The organism is Mangrovihabitans endophyticus, assembly GCF_014646155.1.
In the GTDB taxonomy this organism is placed as follows: domain Bacteria; phylum Actinomycetota; class Actinomycetes; order Mycobacteriales; family Micromonosporaceae; genus Actinoplanes; species Actinoplanes endophyticus.
Window position 1 is genome coordinate 1 of the sequence record NZ_BMMX01000072.1, and the last position, 16,399, is coordinate 16,399.

The following is a 16,399-nucleotide window of genomic DNA, read 5'->3' on the forward strand; positions in this document are numbered from 1 at the left end:
CAATTCGCTGAGTGCTGCGTTTGGAATTATGTACGCCCAGCCGTACCTGACTGTGTAGACACAGAAGTACGCCGACATGGACTAGAAGCAGGCCGCCCCGACCGTGCAGGTCACCACCGCGGTCTACCCCCACAGCTTCCCGCCCACCGGCACCGGCGCCGGCAAACGCCCGCAACCTCTACCGGCTCAAACACGCCGACACCGTCCGCGACGCGCAGGACACCTCGTCCGGCGTCACCGTCACCGATACAACCACCGTCGTTCCTGGCCGCCTACCCGGCCACCGACACCGTGGTGAACACCCGGCTGGACGGCAACGCCGTGGTCACCGTCAGCGTGCGCCTACGCCCCGACCGGCCCCAGACGAACTTGTTGCCGACGGGCAACAACTGCTGCGTCAGGCCGGCCCCGCCGCGCAGGCCGTCACCGACGAGGTGATCACCGGCATGCGCCGACCCGAACAAGCGAATTCTGCGGCGTGTGGCGGTCGAGTGCAGGCCGCTTGCGAGCAACGGCCGGGCCTCCGGCGGATGCACCATTTCTGCCGCGGACGCCGGTTCTCCAGCATGTGATCATCTGGGGTGGACCGCCAATCACAAGATTCGTACTCATGTTCTAATCTCCGGCATGGTTGCGCGGGTCGAGCACTGGTTCAACCGCCGGTACGGGCCCCGCCGACGGGACGTCTACCTCCTGCGCACCGACACCGGCTGGCAGGTCCGGGGCCGCCGTGGCGGCGCCGACGGCGAAGAGGTCACTCACTACTTCGACCACGAAGCCGACGCCCGCCGCATGGTGCAACGGCTGCTCGACACTGTGCCGCCCGAGCTATCAAACTGGGCGAAGATGTCCAGACATCGGCGCTGACCGTCGCATTCTGCCCGCGCCGGATCCGCGACTCCTCGCGGGTTCACTGCGGCAGATGCGCGTGACAAGGTGGCCCAGGTCATGGTGCTTGCCCCGCATGCCGAAGTCTTCGCGCATCTTGCGGCGGGCGGAGGCCGGACCGGGTAGTCACATGCATCGACTGATGTCGTTGCACTTGGATGTCTCGGAGACATGGAGTGGGTGGGGCCGGATGATCGATGCGACTCGGCAGTTGCGTTGGTATCTGGGCCTGGGCCTGCTGTTTGTCGCGTTCGCGCCGACGTTCATGATGGCGTTGCTCGCCGCCCAGTCGTCGGCGCCGCCGCATTCGCTGGTGCCGGTCCTGGTTGCCGGGCCGATCAACGTGGTCGGGTTTGTGATCGTGGTCCGCGGGATGGTGAGCAGCGATCCCGTTCTTTCCGCGCGGGCTTTGAAGGTCGGCGGCGTGGTCATCGCCGTAGGCGTTGTCCTGCTGTACCTCCTGCGGGCTGCTCTCGTCGACTGACAGACCTCAGGTGGAGGGATGTCATGAGATTCACGGTCGGCCCGGATGGCCGGTGGACTGACGATGGCGGGCTTTCAGGACACGGCCGTGCCGGTGCGGAATTTGAGCGGTCCCGGCGCAGCGCGGCGGTCAGCTCCCAGCAGCTCACGCTTACCAAGCTTGTCGGCTCGTACGAGAAGGCGGCCGAGGGCACGGACCGCATCGGGGGAAACGGTGCCCGGCCGTCGCCATCTTCGCAGGCGGCAACCCGGCCGCGGGCACCATCTTCGCCCGCACCACCATCGGCAAGCTCGCCGACCAAGGCCCCACCCTGCCGAAATCGGTAGAAGCGCCACGACCCGAGGCGTTCTTGGAGGCCCGCTGTGGAGCCCGGCCTGGAAGGCCGGGAAGAGGAAGACCACCTCGCAGTGCCGGGACATCAACGTCAAGCCGCTATGGAGCCCGGCCGGGACGGCCGGGAAGAGCTACTCGGGCAGCACGGTGACGGCGCAACTGATCTCGCCGCTATGGAGCCCGGCCGGGACGGCCGGGAAGAGCCGCGCACCGCGTAGGACATCTCGACGACGGCCGCCTTGACGCCGCTATGGAGCCCGGCCGGGACGGCCGGGAAGAGGCGGTGTAGCCCGGCCCGTCGCGGTAGATCTCCCGCTCGCCGCTATGGAGCCCGGCCGGGACGGCCGGGAAGAGGTTCGCCGCCTGCAGCTCCTTGTCCCGCACCGTCGGGCCGCTATGGAGTCCGGCCGGGACGGCCGGGAAGAGCCTTGGCACAAGTTAGCTCTGAGTTGGCCTTGACGGCCGCTAAGGAGCCCGGCCGGGACGGCCGGGAAGAGCTCCGCGATCCCGCCGACCGGTGTCGGCGCACAGGCCGGCCGCTATGGAGCCCGGCCGGGACGGCCGGGAAGAGTCGAGCTTGGTGGCGTTCTCGGCCGACTGGCCGTCCACGCCGCTATGGAGCCCGGCCGGGACGGCCGGGAAGAGTCTGCCGTTGAGCACCAGGTCGAGGGCGTCCCGCTGGCCGCTATGGAGCCCGGCCGGGACGGCCGGGAAGAGCGGTCCCGGGGTGTCGCCGGGGCGACGCACCCGGGACCCGCCGCTATGGAGCCCGGCCGGGACGGCCGGGAAGAGGCAGACCAAAGAGCTGATCTCGCCTTACCAGGAGTAGCCGCTATGGAGCCCGGCCGGGACGGCCGGGAAGAGTTCCCGCGCGGCGCGCCAACGTGCCGAGCAGGGACGGCCGCTATGGAGCCCGGCCGGGACGGCCGGGAAGAGTGGCGATCTCGATCCGCAGCAGCTCGGCAGCGTTGCCGCCGCTATGGAGCCCGGCCGGGACGGCCGGGAAGAGAGGCCGCCGCGTGGTGGCAGTCGGGTGGCCGCCCGGCCGCTATGGAGCCCGGCCGGGACGGCCGGGAAGAGCCCCAGCAGCACCGCGGACAGGGCCGTCCACGCCGCGCCGCTATGGAGCCCGGCCGGGACGGCCGGGAAGAGCTGATCCTCGACCTGCATCGACGTGACGCCCGCGCCGAGCCGCTATGGAGCCCGGCCGGGACGGCCGGGAAGAGTTCTCGCCCTCACGGGTCTCGTAGGACCGCTGCTTGCCGCTATGGAGCCCGGCCGGGACGGCCGGGAAGACCACCAGCACGCCAGCACCGGACGGGACCGCCAACCCATGCCGCTATGGAGCCCGGCCGGGACGGCCGGGAAGAGGCTCGCGAAAATCATGCCTTTTGAGCTGTGGTTTTGCGAGCTTCTGCGAGCGGTGTCACCCAGACCGGCATGTGGGCGCATGGGTGTCGATGGGATAGCCGTCGGCAGGGCCGGTGACCTGTATGCGAGCGCTGCCCCCTTCTTCAGGGGCGTACCGGAGCGCTCGCATCAGCGTCGGGTGAATTTCGGTCGGGCGAGCACGTGTTTGAGACTACCCGCGGCCGGTTCCAGGGTGTCGTCCTCGGCTGCCTTCTGCGCTGCGCTGGAGCCTTCGAGATGATCGCGGTGTCGGCGTTGCGCTCCGGATCGGTCTCTCGCCGGTGCTTCGGTGCCGGATTTGGGCGCTGCGTCGTTGCGGGGCACTGGCCACTGTGGATCACACCGTCGTGTTAGTCCGTATGGGTGGGAGTGCGTGACCGGGTGGACCACTCATTCCGCCTTTCTTGGAGACCCTGGCGTTGATGCGGCTGCCGTTGAGCAGGATCGATCTGTGAGTGTCGATCTGTAGCCCGTGAAGGGATCTTGGTTCTTCGGCTTCGATGGCTGCCGGAAGTGTCGGTGGGGTCGGTGATAGTGAACGCCGCCGAATCGAGATGAGGAGTTTTCGTGGCTGACGTTGACGCGTTCTATGAGCAGTTGATCTCCGCGGTGGGGTTGGAGGGGCCGCGGGCGGTCCTGCGTGTCAGGACGATTTATCAGCCTGCCGGGGGTGAGGGGGCGAAGGTGTTCCCGCCTACCTATCCCGTTCCGGATTCGGCTAGGAGGGCAGCGCGGGAGCCGGGCAGGGCTGAGGATGCTGTGACGGCGGAAGGGCTGAGCCAGACGGCCCGGACGCGGACTGTGCCGTACGTGATCGAGGTCCGTTCGGTGAACGGGGTGAAGCGGTGGGCGGCGTTGCTGGATTCGGTTCCGTCACAGGCCAACCGTGCCGAGGAGGCGTTGCTGGCGGTGAGCCGGCGGGGCAAGGCGCCGGTGCCGCTGCTGGAGCTGGAGGTTCCCGGCGAGGGTACGGAGACGTTGACATCGTTGGAGTTCCCGCACCGGTACGCGGACGCGTATCTGCGGGACAGCCTGCTGGACGGCACGCCGTTCGACAAGTCGCAGCTAGGCAGATCGATGCTCGCGTCCACGTTGGATGACGCGCGGGCGTTGTACACCAACGATCCGGGATCGCTGGTGTTCGGGGCGTGGAACAGCCACCGCAAGGGCCGTCAGCAGAAGTTCCCGCGGGTGTACGCCAGCGAGGTAGTGGGCTGGGATCCGGTGGTGGGCGCCCGTAACGCCGGCCGGATGGATCCGATGAATCTGCAGGGGGCGGTGAAGAAGACCGGCGACGGGGACTGGGAGTTCACCGCGTCGGGGGAGAAGAAGCAGGGGTCGAAGCTCAGCGAGATCGGGCACGGCAACATCGCGCCGAACGAGCAGCACGGCGGGGTGACGATCAGCGGCGCGGAGCGGATCGCGACGTTGTCGCTGGCGGGGTTGGACCGGATCGGGTTCGGTGCGGTGGAGGAGCAGGCGGCGGTGGCAGCCCGGGCGGTGTTGGCCGCGTACGCGATCATGGCGGACCGGTTGGCGTTCGGCGGCGCGTCGCTGTGGTTGCGCAGCGGCTGTGAGCTGGTGGTGCAGTCCGAGCGGCTGGAGTGGGTGCACCGCGGTGGTGACACCGAGCCGTTCGACCTGACACGGGCGCAGGCCATCGACCTGTTCGCCACGGCGGTGGACCGGGCGGCGAAGCTCGGGCTGGGGTTGTCGGCCAAGCCGGTGCGGCTGACGCCGAAACCGTCGCTGGCGGAGGCGATCACGTTCAGCCTGACCAAGGCCGCCCCGGCCGCCGAGGGGGCGTGAGCGGTGCCGTTCGCGATCACGGTGCGGCTGTTGAGCGGCGGTTACGACGCGGCGTCGGTGGAGGACCGGGAGCGGGCGGAGTGGCCGCCGCACCCGGCCCGGATGTTCTGCGCGCTGCGGGCGGCGGCGCGTACCGAGCCGGAACTCGCGGCCCTGCAATGGCTGGAGAACCAGCCGGCGCCGGCGGTGCAGGCCGCTCCGTTGCTGGCGGAGCAGCGCCGCCAGTCGTATGTGCCGACCAACAAGGTGGACCAGGGCGGCGGCAGTCAGACGTATCCGGGCCGGACGAACCAGTTGACGACGCGGGTGCGGGCGATGCCGGCGGACGCCACGGTGGTGTTCCGGTGGCCGGTGCAGGCCGGCGCTGACCTCGTCGGGGTCGTGGATGGGATGGCGCGGAGGATCCCGTACCTGGGCCGCTCGACCGGGGTGGCGTTGGTGGCGGTGTCCGGGTCGGCCTCCGGTGCGGAGGGGGAGCCGGATCCGTCGGCGGTGGTGTACGAGCCGTGTGATCTGGCGGACGCGGACACGGTGATGCGGGTGCCGTACCCGGGCTATCTGGCGTTGCTGGACGAGCAGTTCGACGCGGACCGCCCGGCGTGGGAGGTGAGCCGGTCGGCCGCCTACCGGCGCAGGCCCACCGAGACGGCGCCGGCGGCAGGGGAGGAGCCCTTTGCGTCGGTGTATGCCGAGGTGCTGGTGCTGCGGTTCCAAGGTCTCAAACCGCAGGCCCGGCTGATCGTGGATCTCACCGACGCGCTGCGGTCGGCGGTGCTCAAACGCTCCGGTGGTGACGCGCCGGGGGTGTTGCACGGCCACGGGGTGAACGGCCGCCCGCATGTGGCGTTCCTGGCGTTGCCGGACGTGGGCCACGACCACGCTGACGGGCATCTGCTGGGACTGGCGATGGCGGTGCCGGAGCTGCCGAGACCGGAACGCGCCGCGATCCTGCGCGCGCTGCTGGGATTGCGGGACGCGGCGAACGACGGGGTGATCACCCTGAACGTGCCCAGGGTCGGCGGGGTCGAGCTGCAGTACCGGCCTGAGCTGACCCGGCCCTGGGGGGCGCTGCCGCGGCGGTGGCAGCGCTGCAGCACCCGCTGGGCGACGGCGACACCGATGGTGCTGGACCGCTACCCGAAAAAGGACGTCGACGTCGTCGGTGAGGTGCGGCGAGGGCTGCGGGATCTGGGGCTGCCGGAGCCGCTGACGGTACGGGTGAGCATGGAGCCGTTGCTGACCGGCGGGGCGCGGCTGCGGCCCTCGGATCTGCCGCACAAGGCGCGGGGCAAGCTGTTCCGGCACGTCGAGATGCAGTTCGACCGTCCGGTGGCCGGGCCGGTGCTGGCCGGCGCCGGCCGGTATCTCGGGGTGGGCCTGTTCGCACCCGCCACCGACCCGCTGCCCGCCCCGCGCGGGGGAGGGCCGCGATGAGCGCGCTGACGCCTGCCGACTTCCCGGCGTTCCTGCGGGCCGTGCACCGCACGGATCCGTTCCCCTGGCAGCAGGCCCTGGTGGGCCGGGTGCTGGCCGACGGGGTGTGGCCGGACCTGATCGACATCCCGACCGGTCTGGGTAAGACCATCATGCTCGACATCGGGTTGTTCGTCGCCGCAGCGACCGCCGGCATTCCCGGGGCGGCGCGGGCCGGCCGCCGGCGCTGCTTTTTCGTGGTCGACCGGCGCATCGTCGTCGACGAGGCCCACGAGCACGCCGTCACAGTCGCGACCGCGCTCCAGAAAGCCGAGAACGTGGGCCGCGACGATATCGTCGGCCGGGTCGCGGCGGCGTTGCGGTCATACGCCCCGCGCGCCGGTGGTGAGCTGCTGCCGGTGACCCGGATGCGGGGCGGCGCCACCTGGTCGGCGTCGTGGCTGGACCGGCCCGACCGGCCCGGCATCGTGCTGGGCACCGTCGACCAGGTCGGCAGCCGTCTGCTGTTTCGCGGCTACGGGGTCAGCGACCGGCGCAAGCCCATCGACGCCGCGCTGGTCGGCACGGACGCGCTGCTGCTGGTCGACGAGGCGCATCTGTCCACCGCGCTGCTGGACACGGTGGCGGCGGCCCAGGCCCGCGACAAACTGGGCGTGCCACTGCCGGGCCTGTCGGTGGTGCGGCTGTCCGCGACCGGCACGCCGGGCGCCAACGCCTTCACCCTGGACGTCGACGCGCACCGCGCCGACGAGGAGGCGTCGCGGCGGCTGACCGCCGGCAAACACCTGACACTGATCACGGTGCCCGCGAAAGACTGCGGGAAAACGCTGGCCGAAGCCGCAGTCGAGCGGCTCGAGCATCTCCGCAGCCGGGCCGTGGACGTGAGCCCGGCAATCCTTGTCGTGTGCAACACCGTCGACCGGGCCCGCGACGTCCACGACAACCTCGTTCGGCGCCTGAGCAGGGCCAAGAACACCGACGTGGTATGCGATCTGTTGATCGGGCGCAGCCGTGAGGTCGACCGCCGCCCCCCGACCGACGGCGCGCTGGGTGCCCTGAATGTCAAACGCCCCACCGCAAGACCACCGGCGATCCTGGTGGCGACACAAACGGTGGAGGTCGGCGTGAACATCGACGCCGACGCCTTGATCACCGAGTCGGCGTCGTGGGACGCCCTGGTGCAGCGACTCGGACGGCTCAACCGGCTCGGCGTGTTCGACCGGCGCTACCCGGGTGAAAGCGCGGCAGCCGCGATCGTCGTGCACGACGGGCAGGCCGACGGCCCGGTCTACGGCTCGGCCCGCGACGCCACCGTCGCCGCGCTGAACCTGCTGATCGGAGCCGAACCGCACGGTCGTCTCGACGTGTCACCGCTGGCCTGCCGGGCGCTGAGAGACGGCCCGCTGGGTGAGCCGACGGTCCGCCGCGACGACGAACCGGCGCCGGTCCTGCTGCGCCCGGCCCTCGACGCGTGGGTGCAGACCGCGCCGGTCCCGCAGATCGACCCACCGGTGGCCCCCTATCTGCACGGCTTCGGCGGGGGCACCGCGCCCGTGCAGATCGTGTGGCGGGCCGGGCTCGTCAGCAGCAATCCCCTCGACGACCCGTTCGACGACGACGGAACCGAACTCGACCCCACCGGCGCCGCAGCGATGCTGGCGCACTTGCCACCCCGCACCGCCGAGACGGTCGACGTCCCCTGGTACGCGGCCCGGCAGTGGATGCTCGGCCAGAACACCGACACCGTCAGCGACGTCGACACCGAACCCGAACCCGGCAAGGCCCGCCCCACCCAAGTCCGGGACCGCATCCGCGTTCTCGCCCAACGGCCCGTGCGCAAAGCGGCCCGCGGTTACCGCGACGGGGACGCCGAATGGCGGTGGACCTGGATCGACCCCGAGGACCTGCGGCCCGCGGACGTGGTCATCGCTCCGGTGGAACGCGGCGGCCTCGACCGTTACGGATGGGCGCCGCAGAGCCAGACCACGGTGCGCGACGCCAGCGAAGCCGCCGCGTTCCTGCCCAGCCGGAGCCGCCGCCCCCTCACACTGAGGCTGGACAACGACCTCGCGGACCGGCTCGGCCTGACCGGGCAAGCCCGGGACACGGTCCGCGAGTTCGTGGCCGTGTGCTCACGAGACGACGACACCGTCTCGGCAGACGGCGAGATGACCGTCGGCGACCCTGCCTGGCAACGCCTCGCCGCCGACATCGGCGACGCCCTGGCGCCGCAACCACCGGCCGGCCTCGGCTGGCCGGAGAATGCCTGGGACCGCCTGCGTGCCTGGTGGACGAGCGGCAAGCTGTCCGTCGTCGACCTGCTCGACGGCGCCGACGCCGTCGCCGACACCACCGCGACGGTGGCGGCCCGGCTCCTGACCGGCCCGGCCGGCGCCGCGGTCCGGGCTCAGCCGGAACGCGACGACGAGGACACCGCCGCCAGCTCGGTCGGCTCCACCGGCACCGTCACCCTGGACCGGCACCACGCCGCCGTGCGCCGCCGCAGCGGCGACATCGCCGAAGCCCTGCACCTGCCCGACGAGCTACGGCAGGTGATCGAGGACGCAGCGGGCTGGCACGACTGGGGCAAAGCCGAAGAACGATTCCAGATCATGCTGCACGGCGGCGACCACCACGAGGCCGCCATCGCCACCGCCATCCTGGCCAAATCCGGGCTCGACCCGGCCAACAAACAAGCCTGGCACAAGGCCGCCCGCGACAGCGGCCTGCCCCGCGGCGCCCGCCACGAGGCATGGTCCGCGGCGCTCGTCGCCGCCCACCTGGCCGAGCACCCCCACCCGGGCGACGCCGACCTGCTCATCCACCTGGTGGCCGCCCACCACGGCTACGCCCGCCCCCTGGCCCGCCTCGTCATCGATCCACAACCCCGCACCGTCCTCGCGCTCATCGACGGGCACAAGGCAACCACCGCCTCCGACCGCACCGTCGACCTCGACCAGCCCACCCGGTTCACCCACCTCAACCAGCGGTACGGCCGGTGGGGCCTGGCGCTGCTGGAAACGATCGTCCGGTGCGCGGACATGACCGTCTCCGAGGAAGGATCATGACCTCACTCGCCCTGGCCGCGCTCGACGGGCGCACACCGCTCGGATTCCTCGCCGCCCTCGGCACACTGCGCCTGATCAGCGAGCACACCGAGCACCAGCCCCGGCTGGCCTGGTCACCGCGCGACTGCACGGCGACCCTGCACGACGGCCCCGCCGACATCGACAGCCTCGTCGCCGACCTGACCGCCGTCGTACAGTCCATCCCCGCCGACGGGGTGCTACCCGGGCTGTCGGCCGACTTCCCACCGCCCGGGGCCGCCCCCGACAAGCTGCGTCTCACCCGGCCCGCGTTCCGCGACTACGCCGACGCTGCCATCGGCGCCGACGGAGCCCCTGTCGAACGGTGGCTCGGCATGCTCGTCACCGACCTGGCTGTCGACAACGACCACCGCGCCGCCATCACCCCGTACGCGGCACCCTCCGGGAAACAATCCACGCGCACCATGCTTGAGAAACCGCTGGGTGACCTTCGCAAACGACCGGTCCTGCTCCGCGAGGCGTTCACCGGCTGGCGCCGCTACGCCGGGGTGACCGGGGAATACCTCGACCACCGGGTGCTGTACGACACCGCGGACACCCCTGACGGCAGCAACGGCGGCGAACGCGGCGTACCCGGCGCCACCTGGCTCGCCCTCATGTCGTATCCGCTGCTCACCACCACCGCACCCACCGGCCCCGCACTGAGCACCTGCTGGCAGGACCGCAACCGCAACGACCGGCGCATGGTCTATCCACTGTGGTCACAACCGCTGGACATCCCGGCGGTGCAGGCGCTCCTCAACCACCCGATCCTCACCGGCGCGGACAGCCACCGGCCCGTACCGCAGGCGCAGCTACTGTCGATCTTCTGGATCGGCCACGCCGCCCGCCGCCGCATCCCCGCCCGCAAATCAGCGGGCGTCCTCACCCCGATCACCACCCGGCCGGTCTGATCATGAACATGACCCCCGCCCGGCCGCCGCACGACGGCCTGCCCGAAACCGTGCCCTCCCGCATGGTCAACGAATTCGTGTACTGCCCTCGCCTGTTCCACTTCGAATGGGTACAAGGCCGGTTCGCCACCAGCGATGACGTCGAAGAAGGCCGTTACGTCCACCGCGTCGTCGACGAACCTGGCAGCGACCTGCCCGACCCCGCCGACGACCTCGAACGCTTCGCCGGGCGCACCTCCCGCAGCTTCTGGCTCACCTCCACCGACCTCGGCGTCACCGCGAAGATCGACATCGTCGAGGTCACCGCCGACGGCACCGTCATCCCCGTCGACTACAAGAAAGGATCACCGGACAAACACGGCCGGGCATGGCCCTCCGACGAAATCCAGTCCGTGCTCCAAGCCCTGCTGCTGCGCGAGGCCGGCTACCACGTGGTCAAAGCCGAGATCTGGTACGCCGAAACCCGCCACCGCGTCGAGATCCCCATCGACGGCACCCGCCTCGACGACACCCGCCGCCTCCTGCACCGGCTCTGGCAGACCGCCGCCCAGGACCAGCCCCCGCCACCACTGGACAACAGCCCGAAATGCCCCCGCTGCTCCCTGGTCGGACTCTGCCTGCCCGACGAGACCAACGCCCTGCGCATCCGCGACCGCAAACCCGGCCGCACGCGCGGGATCATGGCAGCCGACCCCGACAGCCGACCCGTCTACGTCATGGAACAAGGCACCACAGCCGGCGCCCGCGGCAACCGGCTGGAAATCTTCCAACAGAGCGACAAACTCGCCAGCTACCGCATGATCGACGTGCTCCAGCTGTGCGTCTACGGCAACGTCACCATCACCCCGCAAGCCATGCGGGAACTGTTCGCCCGCGACATCCCCGTCTGCTGGTTCTCCTACGGCGGCTGGTTCACCGGGATGGCCGAAGGACTACCCAGCAAACACGTCGAACTGAGGCGCAGCCAATACACCGCCACCCCGGACACCCTGCTCGCCGCAGCCGGCCGCATGATCGAAGGCAAGATCAAAAACAGTCGCACCCTGCTGCGCCGCAACAGCAGAACCACACCAGGCGACGCCGTCGACCAACTCGCCCGCCTCGCCACCACCGCGGCCACCCCCACCGGATATCCCAGCCTGCTCGGCCACGAAGGCACCGCCGCGCGCATCTACTTCTCCCACCTCACCGGCATGCTCGCCGACGACACCCCCATCGACACCGCCACGTTCGACCTCAACGGACGCGCACGCCGCCCACCCCCAGACCCGGTCAACGCGCTGCTGTCCTTCACCTACGCCCTGCTCGTCAAAGACCTCACCACCACCCTGACCACCATCGGCCTCGACCCCTACTACGGCGTGTTCCACCGCCCCCGATACGGCCGCCCGGCGCTCGCGCTCGACCTCGCCGAAGAATTTCGACCCCTGATCGCCGACAGCACCGTCATCCAACTGATCAACAACGGCGAAGTCCGCCCCAGCCACTTCACCCGCCGCGCCGGCGGCTGCCAACTCGACCGCGACGGACGCCGCGCCGTCATCACCGCCTACGAACGCCGCATGAACCACGAAATTAAACACCCCGTCTTCGGCTACCGCGTCAACTACCGCCGCGCCCTGGACGTCCAAAGCAGAATCCTCGCCGCGCACCTGACCGGCGAACTCCCCGAATACACACCCTTCACAACAAGGTAAGGACACCATGGGCCGCCGACGCTTCCTGATCGCGTACGACATCTGCGAACCTCAACGGCTCCGGCAAGTCTGCAAGGTCATGAAATCCTACGGCGAACGCCTGCAATACTCGCTGTTCATCTGCGACCTCAGCCGCACCGAACTCATCCATGCCCGCGCCGAAGCCGAAGCCCAAATGAAACTCACCGAAGACTCCCTCGTCATCGTCGACCTCGGCGACGTCAACTCCGCCCGGTTCACATTCGTAGGCCAGCGGCGACCACTACCGACACACGGCGTAAGGATCATCTGATGCGAGCGCTCCGGTATACCCCAGAAGAAGGGGCAGCACTCGCACGCAGGTCACAGGCCCTACCGATGCCGAACCCATCGACACCCATGCGTCCGCATGCCGGTCCGGGTGACACCGCTCGCAGAAGCTCGCAAAACCGCAGCTCAAAAGGCATGATTTTCGCGAGCCCTCTTCCCGGCCGTCCAGGCCGGGCTCCATAGCGGCGACATGTCCATCTCGGGGCCGGCCTCGGCGAAGATGCCTCTTCCCGGCCGTCCAGGCCGGGCTCCATAGCGGCGAGTCCCCGGCGGCGCACTCGCGGGTGTGGTGGAACTCTTCCCGGCCGTCCAGGCCGGGCTCCATAGCGGCTTACGTCGGGCCATCGGCACGGGGGTGAGTCGGCGCACCTCTTCCCGGCCGTCCAGGCCGGGCTCCATAGCGGCGCCGGCAGCGGCCGGGCGCTGGACGAACGCGACTGACCTCTTCCCGGCCGTCCAGGCCGGGCTCCATAGCGGCTGCACTAGCGTGCACTCGAACGTCCATGTAGGACTGTCCTCTTCCCGGCCGTCCAGGCCGGGCTCCATAGCGGCGCTTCAGCCACGGCGTCCACCCTTCCGCTGGGCAGCGCTCTTCCCGGCCGTCCAGGCCGGGCTCCATAGCGGCCAGCCGACCGACGTGGGCCCGGACTCGGACGTGGCGGCCTCTTCCCGGCCGTCCAGGCCGGGCTCCATAGCGGCTGGCAGATCGGCCGGGACTTGCGCCGGGCGGCGGCCGCTCTTCCCGGCCGTCCAGGCCGGGCTCCATAGCGGCACGACCGCGCCGGAGGGCGCGGGGTGAAGTGATGACGGCCTCTTCCCGGCCGTCCAGGCCGGGCTCCATAGCGGCTGCCCGCGGATACGTAGATGCTATCGAGTATCTCCGCAGCTCTTCCCGGCCGTCCAGGCCGGGCTCCATAGCGGCAGGTGCTGGCTTGTCACGACGCACCGCCTGGGGTCGGCTCTTCCCGGCCGTCCAGGCCGGGCTCCATAGCGGCACATGGGCGGCGGTGTCGAGGTAGCGCATCGCGGCGTCGCTCTTCCCGGCCGTCCAGGCCGGGCTCCATAGCGGCCGGCTCAGTCCCTGCCCGTGCAGCTCGGCGACGCGGCTCTTCCCGGCCGTCCAGGCCGGGCTCCATAGCGGCAGCCGGAAACCCCACGACAGGTCCCAGCCGATGCCCTCGCTCTTCCCGGCCGTCCAGGCCGGGCTCCATAGCGGCGGGCGCGGCCTTCGTACACGACCCAGGGTGCGGCGACAGCTCTTCCCGGCCGTCCAGGCCGGGCTCCATAGCGGCTCGTTGCCGGCGGCGTCGGACCCGCCGGAGTAGGAATCTCTTCCCGGCCGTCCAGGCCGGGCTCCATAGCGGCGGGCGTTGTCGATGCTGGCGATGCGATTGATGCCGGCTCTTCCCGGCCGTCCAGGCCGGGCTCCATAGCGGCCCGCAGTATGCGGCGGCGCTGGAAGTGGCGTCGTCGTCCTCTTCCCGGCCGTCCAGGCCGGGCTCCATAGCGGCCAGATCCGCCTTTCCATCAGCAGCGGCTGGTCGGCTCTTCCCGGCCGTCCAGGCCGGGCTCCATAGCGGCCGCCGCGGCGAACGCCAGGTCCTGCCGCCGTGCGGTGATCTCTTCCCGGCCGTCCAGGCCGGGCTCCATAGCGGCCGGTTCGCGGCGGCGATGCGGTACCGGCGGCCGCCGCTCTTCCCGGCCGTTCCGGCCGGGCTCCATAGCGGCGGGCATGACGACGAACACGGCAGCCCAGCACATCGCCACCTCTTCCCTGCCGGGCTCCATAGCGGCCGGTCGTTGTCAAGCGGCGCGCGGGCGGCCTCTGCCGCCTCTTCCCGGCCGAACCGGCCGGACTCCATAGCGGCGTGTTACTGGGGCACCCGCCGAATGTTCAGGCTCGCCTCATCCCGGCCCTCCAAGCCGGGCTACAGGCGGCCTCTGCTGCATCACCGGGGGCGTCCGTGGCACGATCGAATCCTCCCTGCCGTTCGGGTGGGGCTCCATAGCGGCGTGGCTTGGTCCCAGGCCGCGATGATCGTGTACGCGCTCTTCCTGGCCGTCCAGGCCGGCGCTCCGTATCGGCAAGTGGACCTATCACCATGAGGGCGTCCCTGGATCAGCTCTTCTGGCCCTCCAGGCGTGGCAACGAACTCGAGACGTCGAGCTGAAGGACGCAGGTTCTTCAGCCGTCCGAGCCGGGGATCATAGCGGTAGTGCTCTCCACGCTGTCAATGGTCTGCGTTGATATCCGTTGCTCTTCTCGGCTGGACTCCATAGCGGTGCAAGCGCTTGTCCGAGTAGACTTTGCGCAGTGGTGATTTTCTTAGTCCAATAGCTTTGACAAGTATCGATTTCAGCTTTTTGGGGGCTGTGCATCGCACTTCATCACCGGCGACGGCCACCGCATAAGTGCTCTTATGGTGTGGCTATCATTCAGCCCGAGTAACAGAAACCCGGCGCTGGAAGATTTGGTCAAATCCGTATTAGCGTCTCGAATTCTCTCGCAACAGTTGGATTCACTGGAGTCGCATGATCTCCAGGACCGTATCGTCTCGGCGCGACCTCATAGCGACTACTCGCAGTTTCGGTGCTGGTGACGACGGCCTGAGATTCAAGAGACCTCCTTCTGCACACGACACCGTCGCAGTTACTCGCCCTCGTCATCTGGGGTTTCTCAGCACCTCGCGGCGTGATCTGTTCTGCACCCTACCGTTGCGGTGCCTGTGAGCAGCCACGACGTAGGGCGGTTGTGTCCGCAGCCACGGAATACTCCCCGCAGGCGCCACGGTCTTCGCCATGGATGGCCAGATAGCTCCCCGCTGATCATGAGCGGATGCCGGTCGGCTTGAGCCGGCCGGGTGAAGAGCGGCAGGGAGATCGTGGAAATCTTGGAGGCTTACGACCTCACGGGTAGTTACCGTGCGGCGGGGAGTTGGCCGGGGGTGTGACCACCACACCGTGGCCCGGTATGTGAGGTTGCGCAATGAGGGCCGCAGCCCGCAGGAGCGGCTGCATCATCGGGCTCGTCTGATCGATGAGTTCATGGACAAGATCGAGGAGTCGGTCGCTCGTTCGGGAGGCCGGGTCCGAGCGGATGTGGTGCATCGGCGGATCACCGCGATGGGCTTCGCGGGCGGAGAGCGCACCACGCGTCGATCGCCGCGGTGAGGCAGGCGTGGCAGGCCGGCCGCCTTTCGTCCGTGGATTCCGGAGCCGGGCTTGTGGATGCAGTTCGACTGGGGCGAGGCTCCACACATCGGGGCCGGCGGAGGTCGTTGTGGTGCGCATGGCCGGCCTGGTCGCGGTTCCGGGTGGTTATCCCGGTGTTCGACAAGACTCTGCCGACGATGGTGGCCTGCCTGGACGCGACCCTGCGTCGGCTCGGCGGGGTGCCCGCCTATGTGCTGACCGACAACGAGAAGACGATCACGGTCGAGCATGTCGCCGACGTCGCGGTCTGCAACCCGGAGATCGTGCAGGTCGCCCGGCATTACGGGATGACGATCCGAACCTGCGTCCCGGCGGATCCGCAGTCGAAAGGTGGTTGGGAGAACGCGGTGAAGATCGCCAAGGCGGATCTGGTGCCGACCACGGCGAATCTGTTCGAGAACTACCATACCTTCGAAAGATCCACAGTCCCGCAATTTCATGTACGCGCTGGTAAAAAAGGTTTCTAACGCCTGGTGGCGTGACTAGCTTTGGCACCCGGATGGCGTTCTGGTCGAACTGGACTGCTACGTCTCTAAACGCCTGGTGGCGTGACTGGCTTTGGCGCACGAGGGCAACCCTCACGCACTCGTGATCACCGTCTCTAAACGCCTGGTGGCGTGACTGGCTTTGGCACACGGAGTCTGGAAGGCCGAGCGGTCCACCGGGTCTCTAAACGCCTGGTGGCGTGACTGGCTTTGGCACAAAAGCGAACTTTTTCTACGTGCCGGCGACTCTCAGTCTCTAACCCGGGTGATTCACGGTGATCATCAACTGGTGGGTCCGACCGGCGTGTAAATAGACGGAAGTGCCTCTCCGGCAGGG

Annotated in this window: 9 protein-coding genes, 1 pseudogene and 2 CRISPR repeat arrays; of the genes and pseudogenes, 9 read left to right on the forward strand and 1 reads right to left on the reverse strand. The window is 69.3% G+C overall.

What is annotated here, in order from left to right; all coding sequences use genetic code 11:
* Nucleotides 1-272: 272 nt before the first annotated feature.
* Complete coding sequence (locus IEY73_RS31505) at nucleotides 273-539, reverse strand: hypothetical protein (RefSeq protein ID WP_229716340.1); 267 nt, start codon at nucleotides 537-539, stop codon at nucleotides 273-275.
* A gap of 88 nt (nucleotides 540-627) precedes the next feature.
* On the opposite strand from IEY73_RS31505, the gene IEY73_RS31510 reads away from it, so the two are divergent.
* From IEY73_RS31510 to IEY73_RS31550, 9 genes and pseudogenes are all read left to right on the forward strand, one after another.
* On the forward strand, nucleotides 628-867 hold the full coding sequence (locus tag IEY73_RS31510; protein ID WP_189083003.1) for a hypothetical protein: 240 nt from the start codon (nucleotides 628-630) through the stop codon (nucleotides 865-867).
* A 151-nt stretch (nucleotides 868-1,018) separates the two neighbouring features.
* Nucleotides 1,019-1,372: a hypothetical protein gene (locus tag IEY73_RS31515; protein WP_189083004.1), complete on the forward strand. Its 354-nt coding sequence runs from the start codon at nucleotides 1,019-1,021 to the stop codon at nucleotides 1,370-1,372.
* 356 nt (nucleotides 1,373-1,728) lie between these two features.
* Nucleotides 1,729-3,076: a CRISPR direct-repeat array (repeat unit 36 nt; unit sequence GCCGCTATGGAGCCCGGCCGGGACGGCCGGGAAGAG).
* A 648-nt stretch (nucleotides 3,077-3,724) separates the two neighbouring features.
* Nucleotides 3,725-4,924: a type I-G CRISPR-associated RAMP protein Csb1/Cas7g gene (gene cas7g, locus IEY73_RS31520; protein ID WP_268240509.1), complete on the forward strand. Its 1,200-nt coding sequence runs from the start codon at nucleotides 3,725-3,727 to the stop codon at nucleotides 4,922-4,924.
* Nucleotides 4,925-4,927: 3 nt separating this feature from the next.
* A complete protein-coding gene (gene csb2, locus IEY73_RS31525; protein ID WP_189083006.1) occupies nucleotides 4,928-6,358 on the forward strand; it encodes a type I-G CRISPR-associated protein Csb2 in 1,431 nt (476 codons plus the stop codon).
* Nucleotides 6,355-9,426 (forward strand): type I-G CRISPR-associated helicase/endonuclease Cas3g, encoded by a 3,072-nt coding sequence (gene cas3g, locus IEY73_RS31530; protein WP_189083007.1) that lies wholly within the window; start codon nucleotides 6,355-6,357, stop codon nucleotides 9,424-9,426. The genes csb2 and cas3g overlap by 4 nt, the downstream gene beginning before the upstream one ends.
* Nucleotides 9,423-10,358 (forward strand): type I-G CRISPR-associated protein, Cas3-extension family, encoded by a 936-nt coding sequence (locus tag IEY73_RS31535; protein ID WP_189083008.1) that lies wholly within the window; start codon nucleotides 9,423-9,425, stop codon nucleotides 10,356-10,358. The genes cas3g and IEY73_RS31535 overlap by 4 nt, the downstream gene beginning before the upstream one ends.
* Nucleotides 10,359-10,420: 62 nt before the next feature.
* The gene (cas4g/cas1g, locus tag IEY73_RS31540) at nucleotides 10,421-12,055 is read left to right on the forward strand and encodes a CRISPR-associated endonuclease Cas4g/Cas1g (RefSeq protein ID WP_189083010.1); all 1,635 of its coding nucleotides are present in this window, start codon (nucleotides 10,421-10,423) and stop codon (nucleotides 12,053-12,055) included.
* Nucleotides 12,056-12,062: 7 nt separating this feature from the next.
* Nucleotides 12,063-12,347, forward strand: coding sequence for a CRISPR-associated endonuclease Cas2 (cas2, locus tag IEY73_RS31545; protein WP_189083009.1), 285 nt, complete (start codon nucleotides 12,063-12,065; stop codon nucleotides 12,345-12,347).
* Between the two features lie 168 nt (nucleotides 12,348-12,515).
* Nucleotides 12,516-14,092: a CRISPR direct-repeat array (repeat unit 36 nt; unit sequence CTCTTCCCGGCCGTCCAGGCCGGGCTCCATAGCGGC).
* A 1,133-nt stretch (nucleotides 14,093-15,225) separates the two neighbouring features.
* Nucleotides 15,226-15,990: pseudogene (locus tag IEY73_RS31550) on the forward strand (transposase); the annotation flags it as partial.
* Between the last annotated feature and the right edge of the window lie 409 nt (nucleotides 15,991-16,399).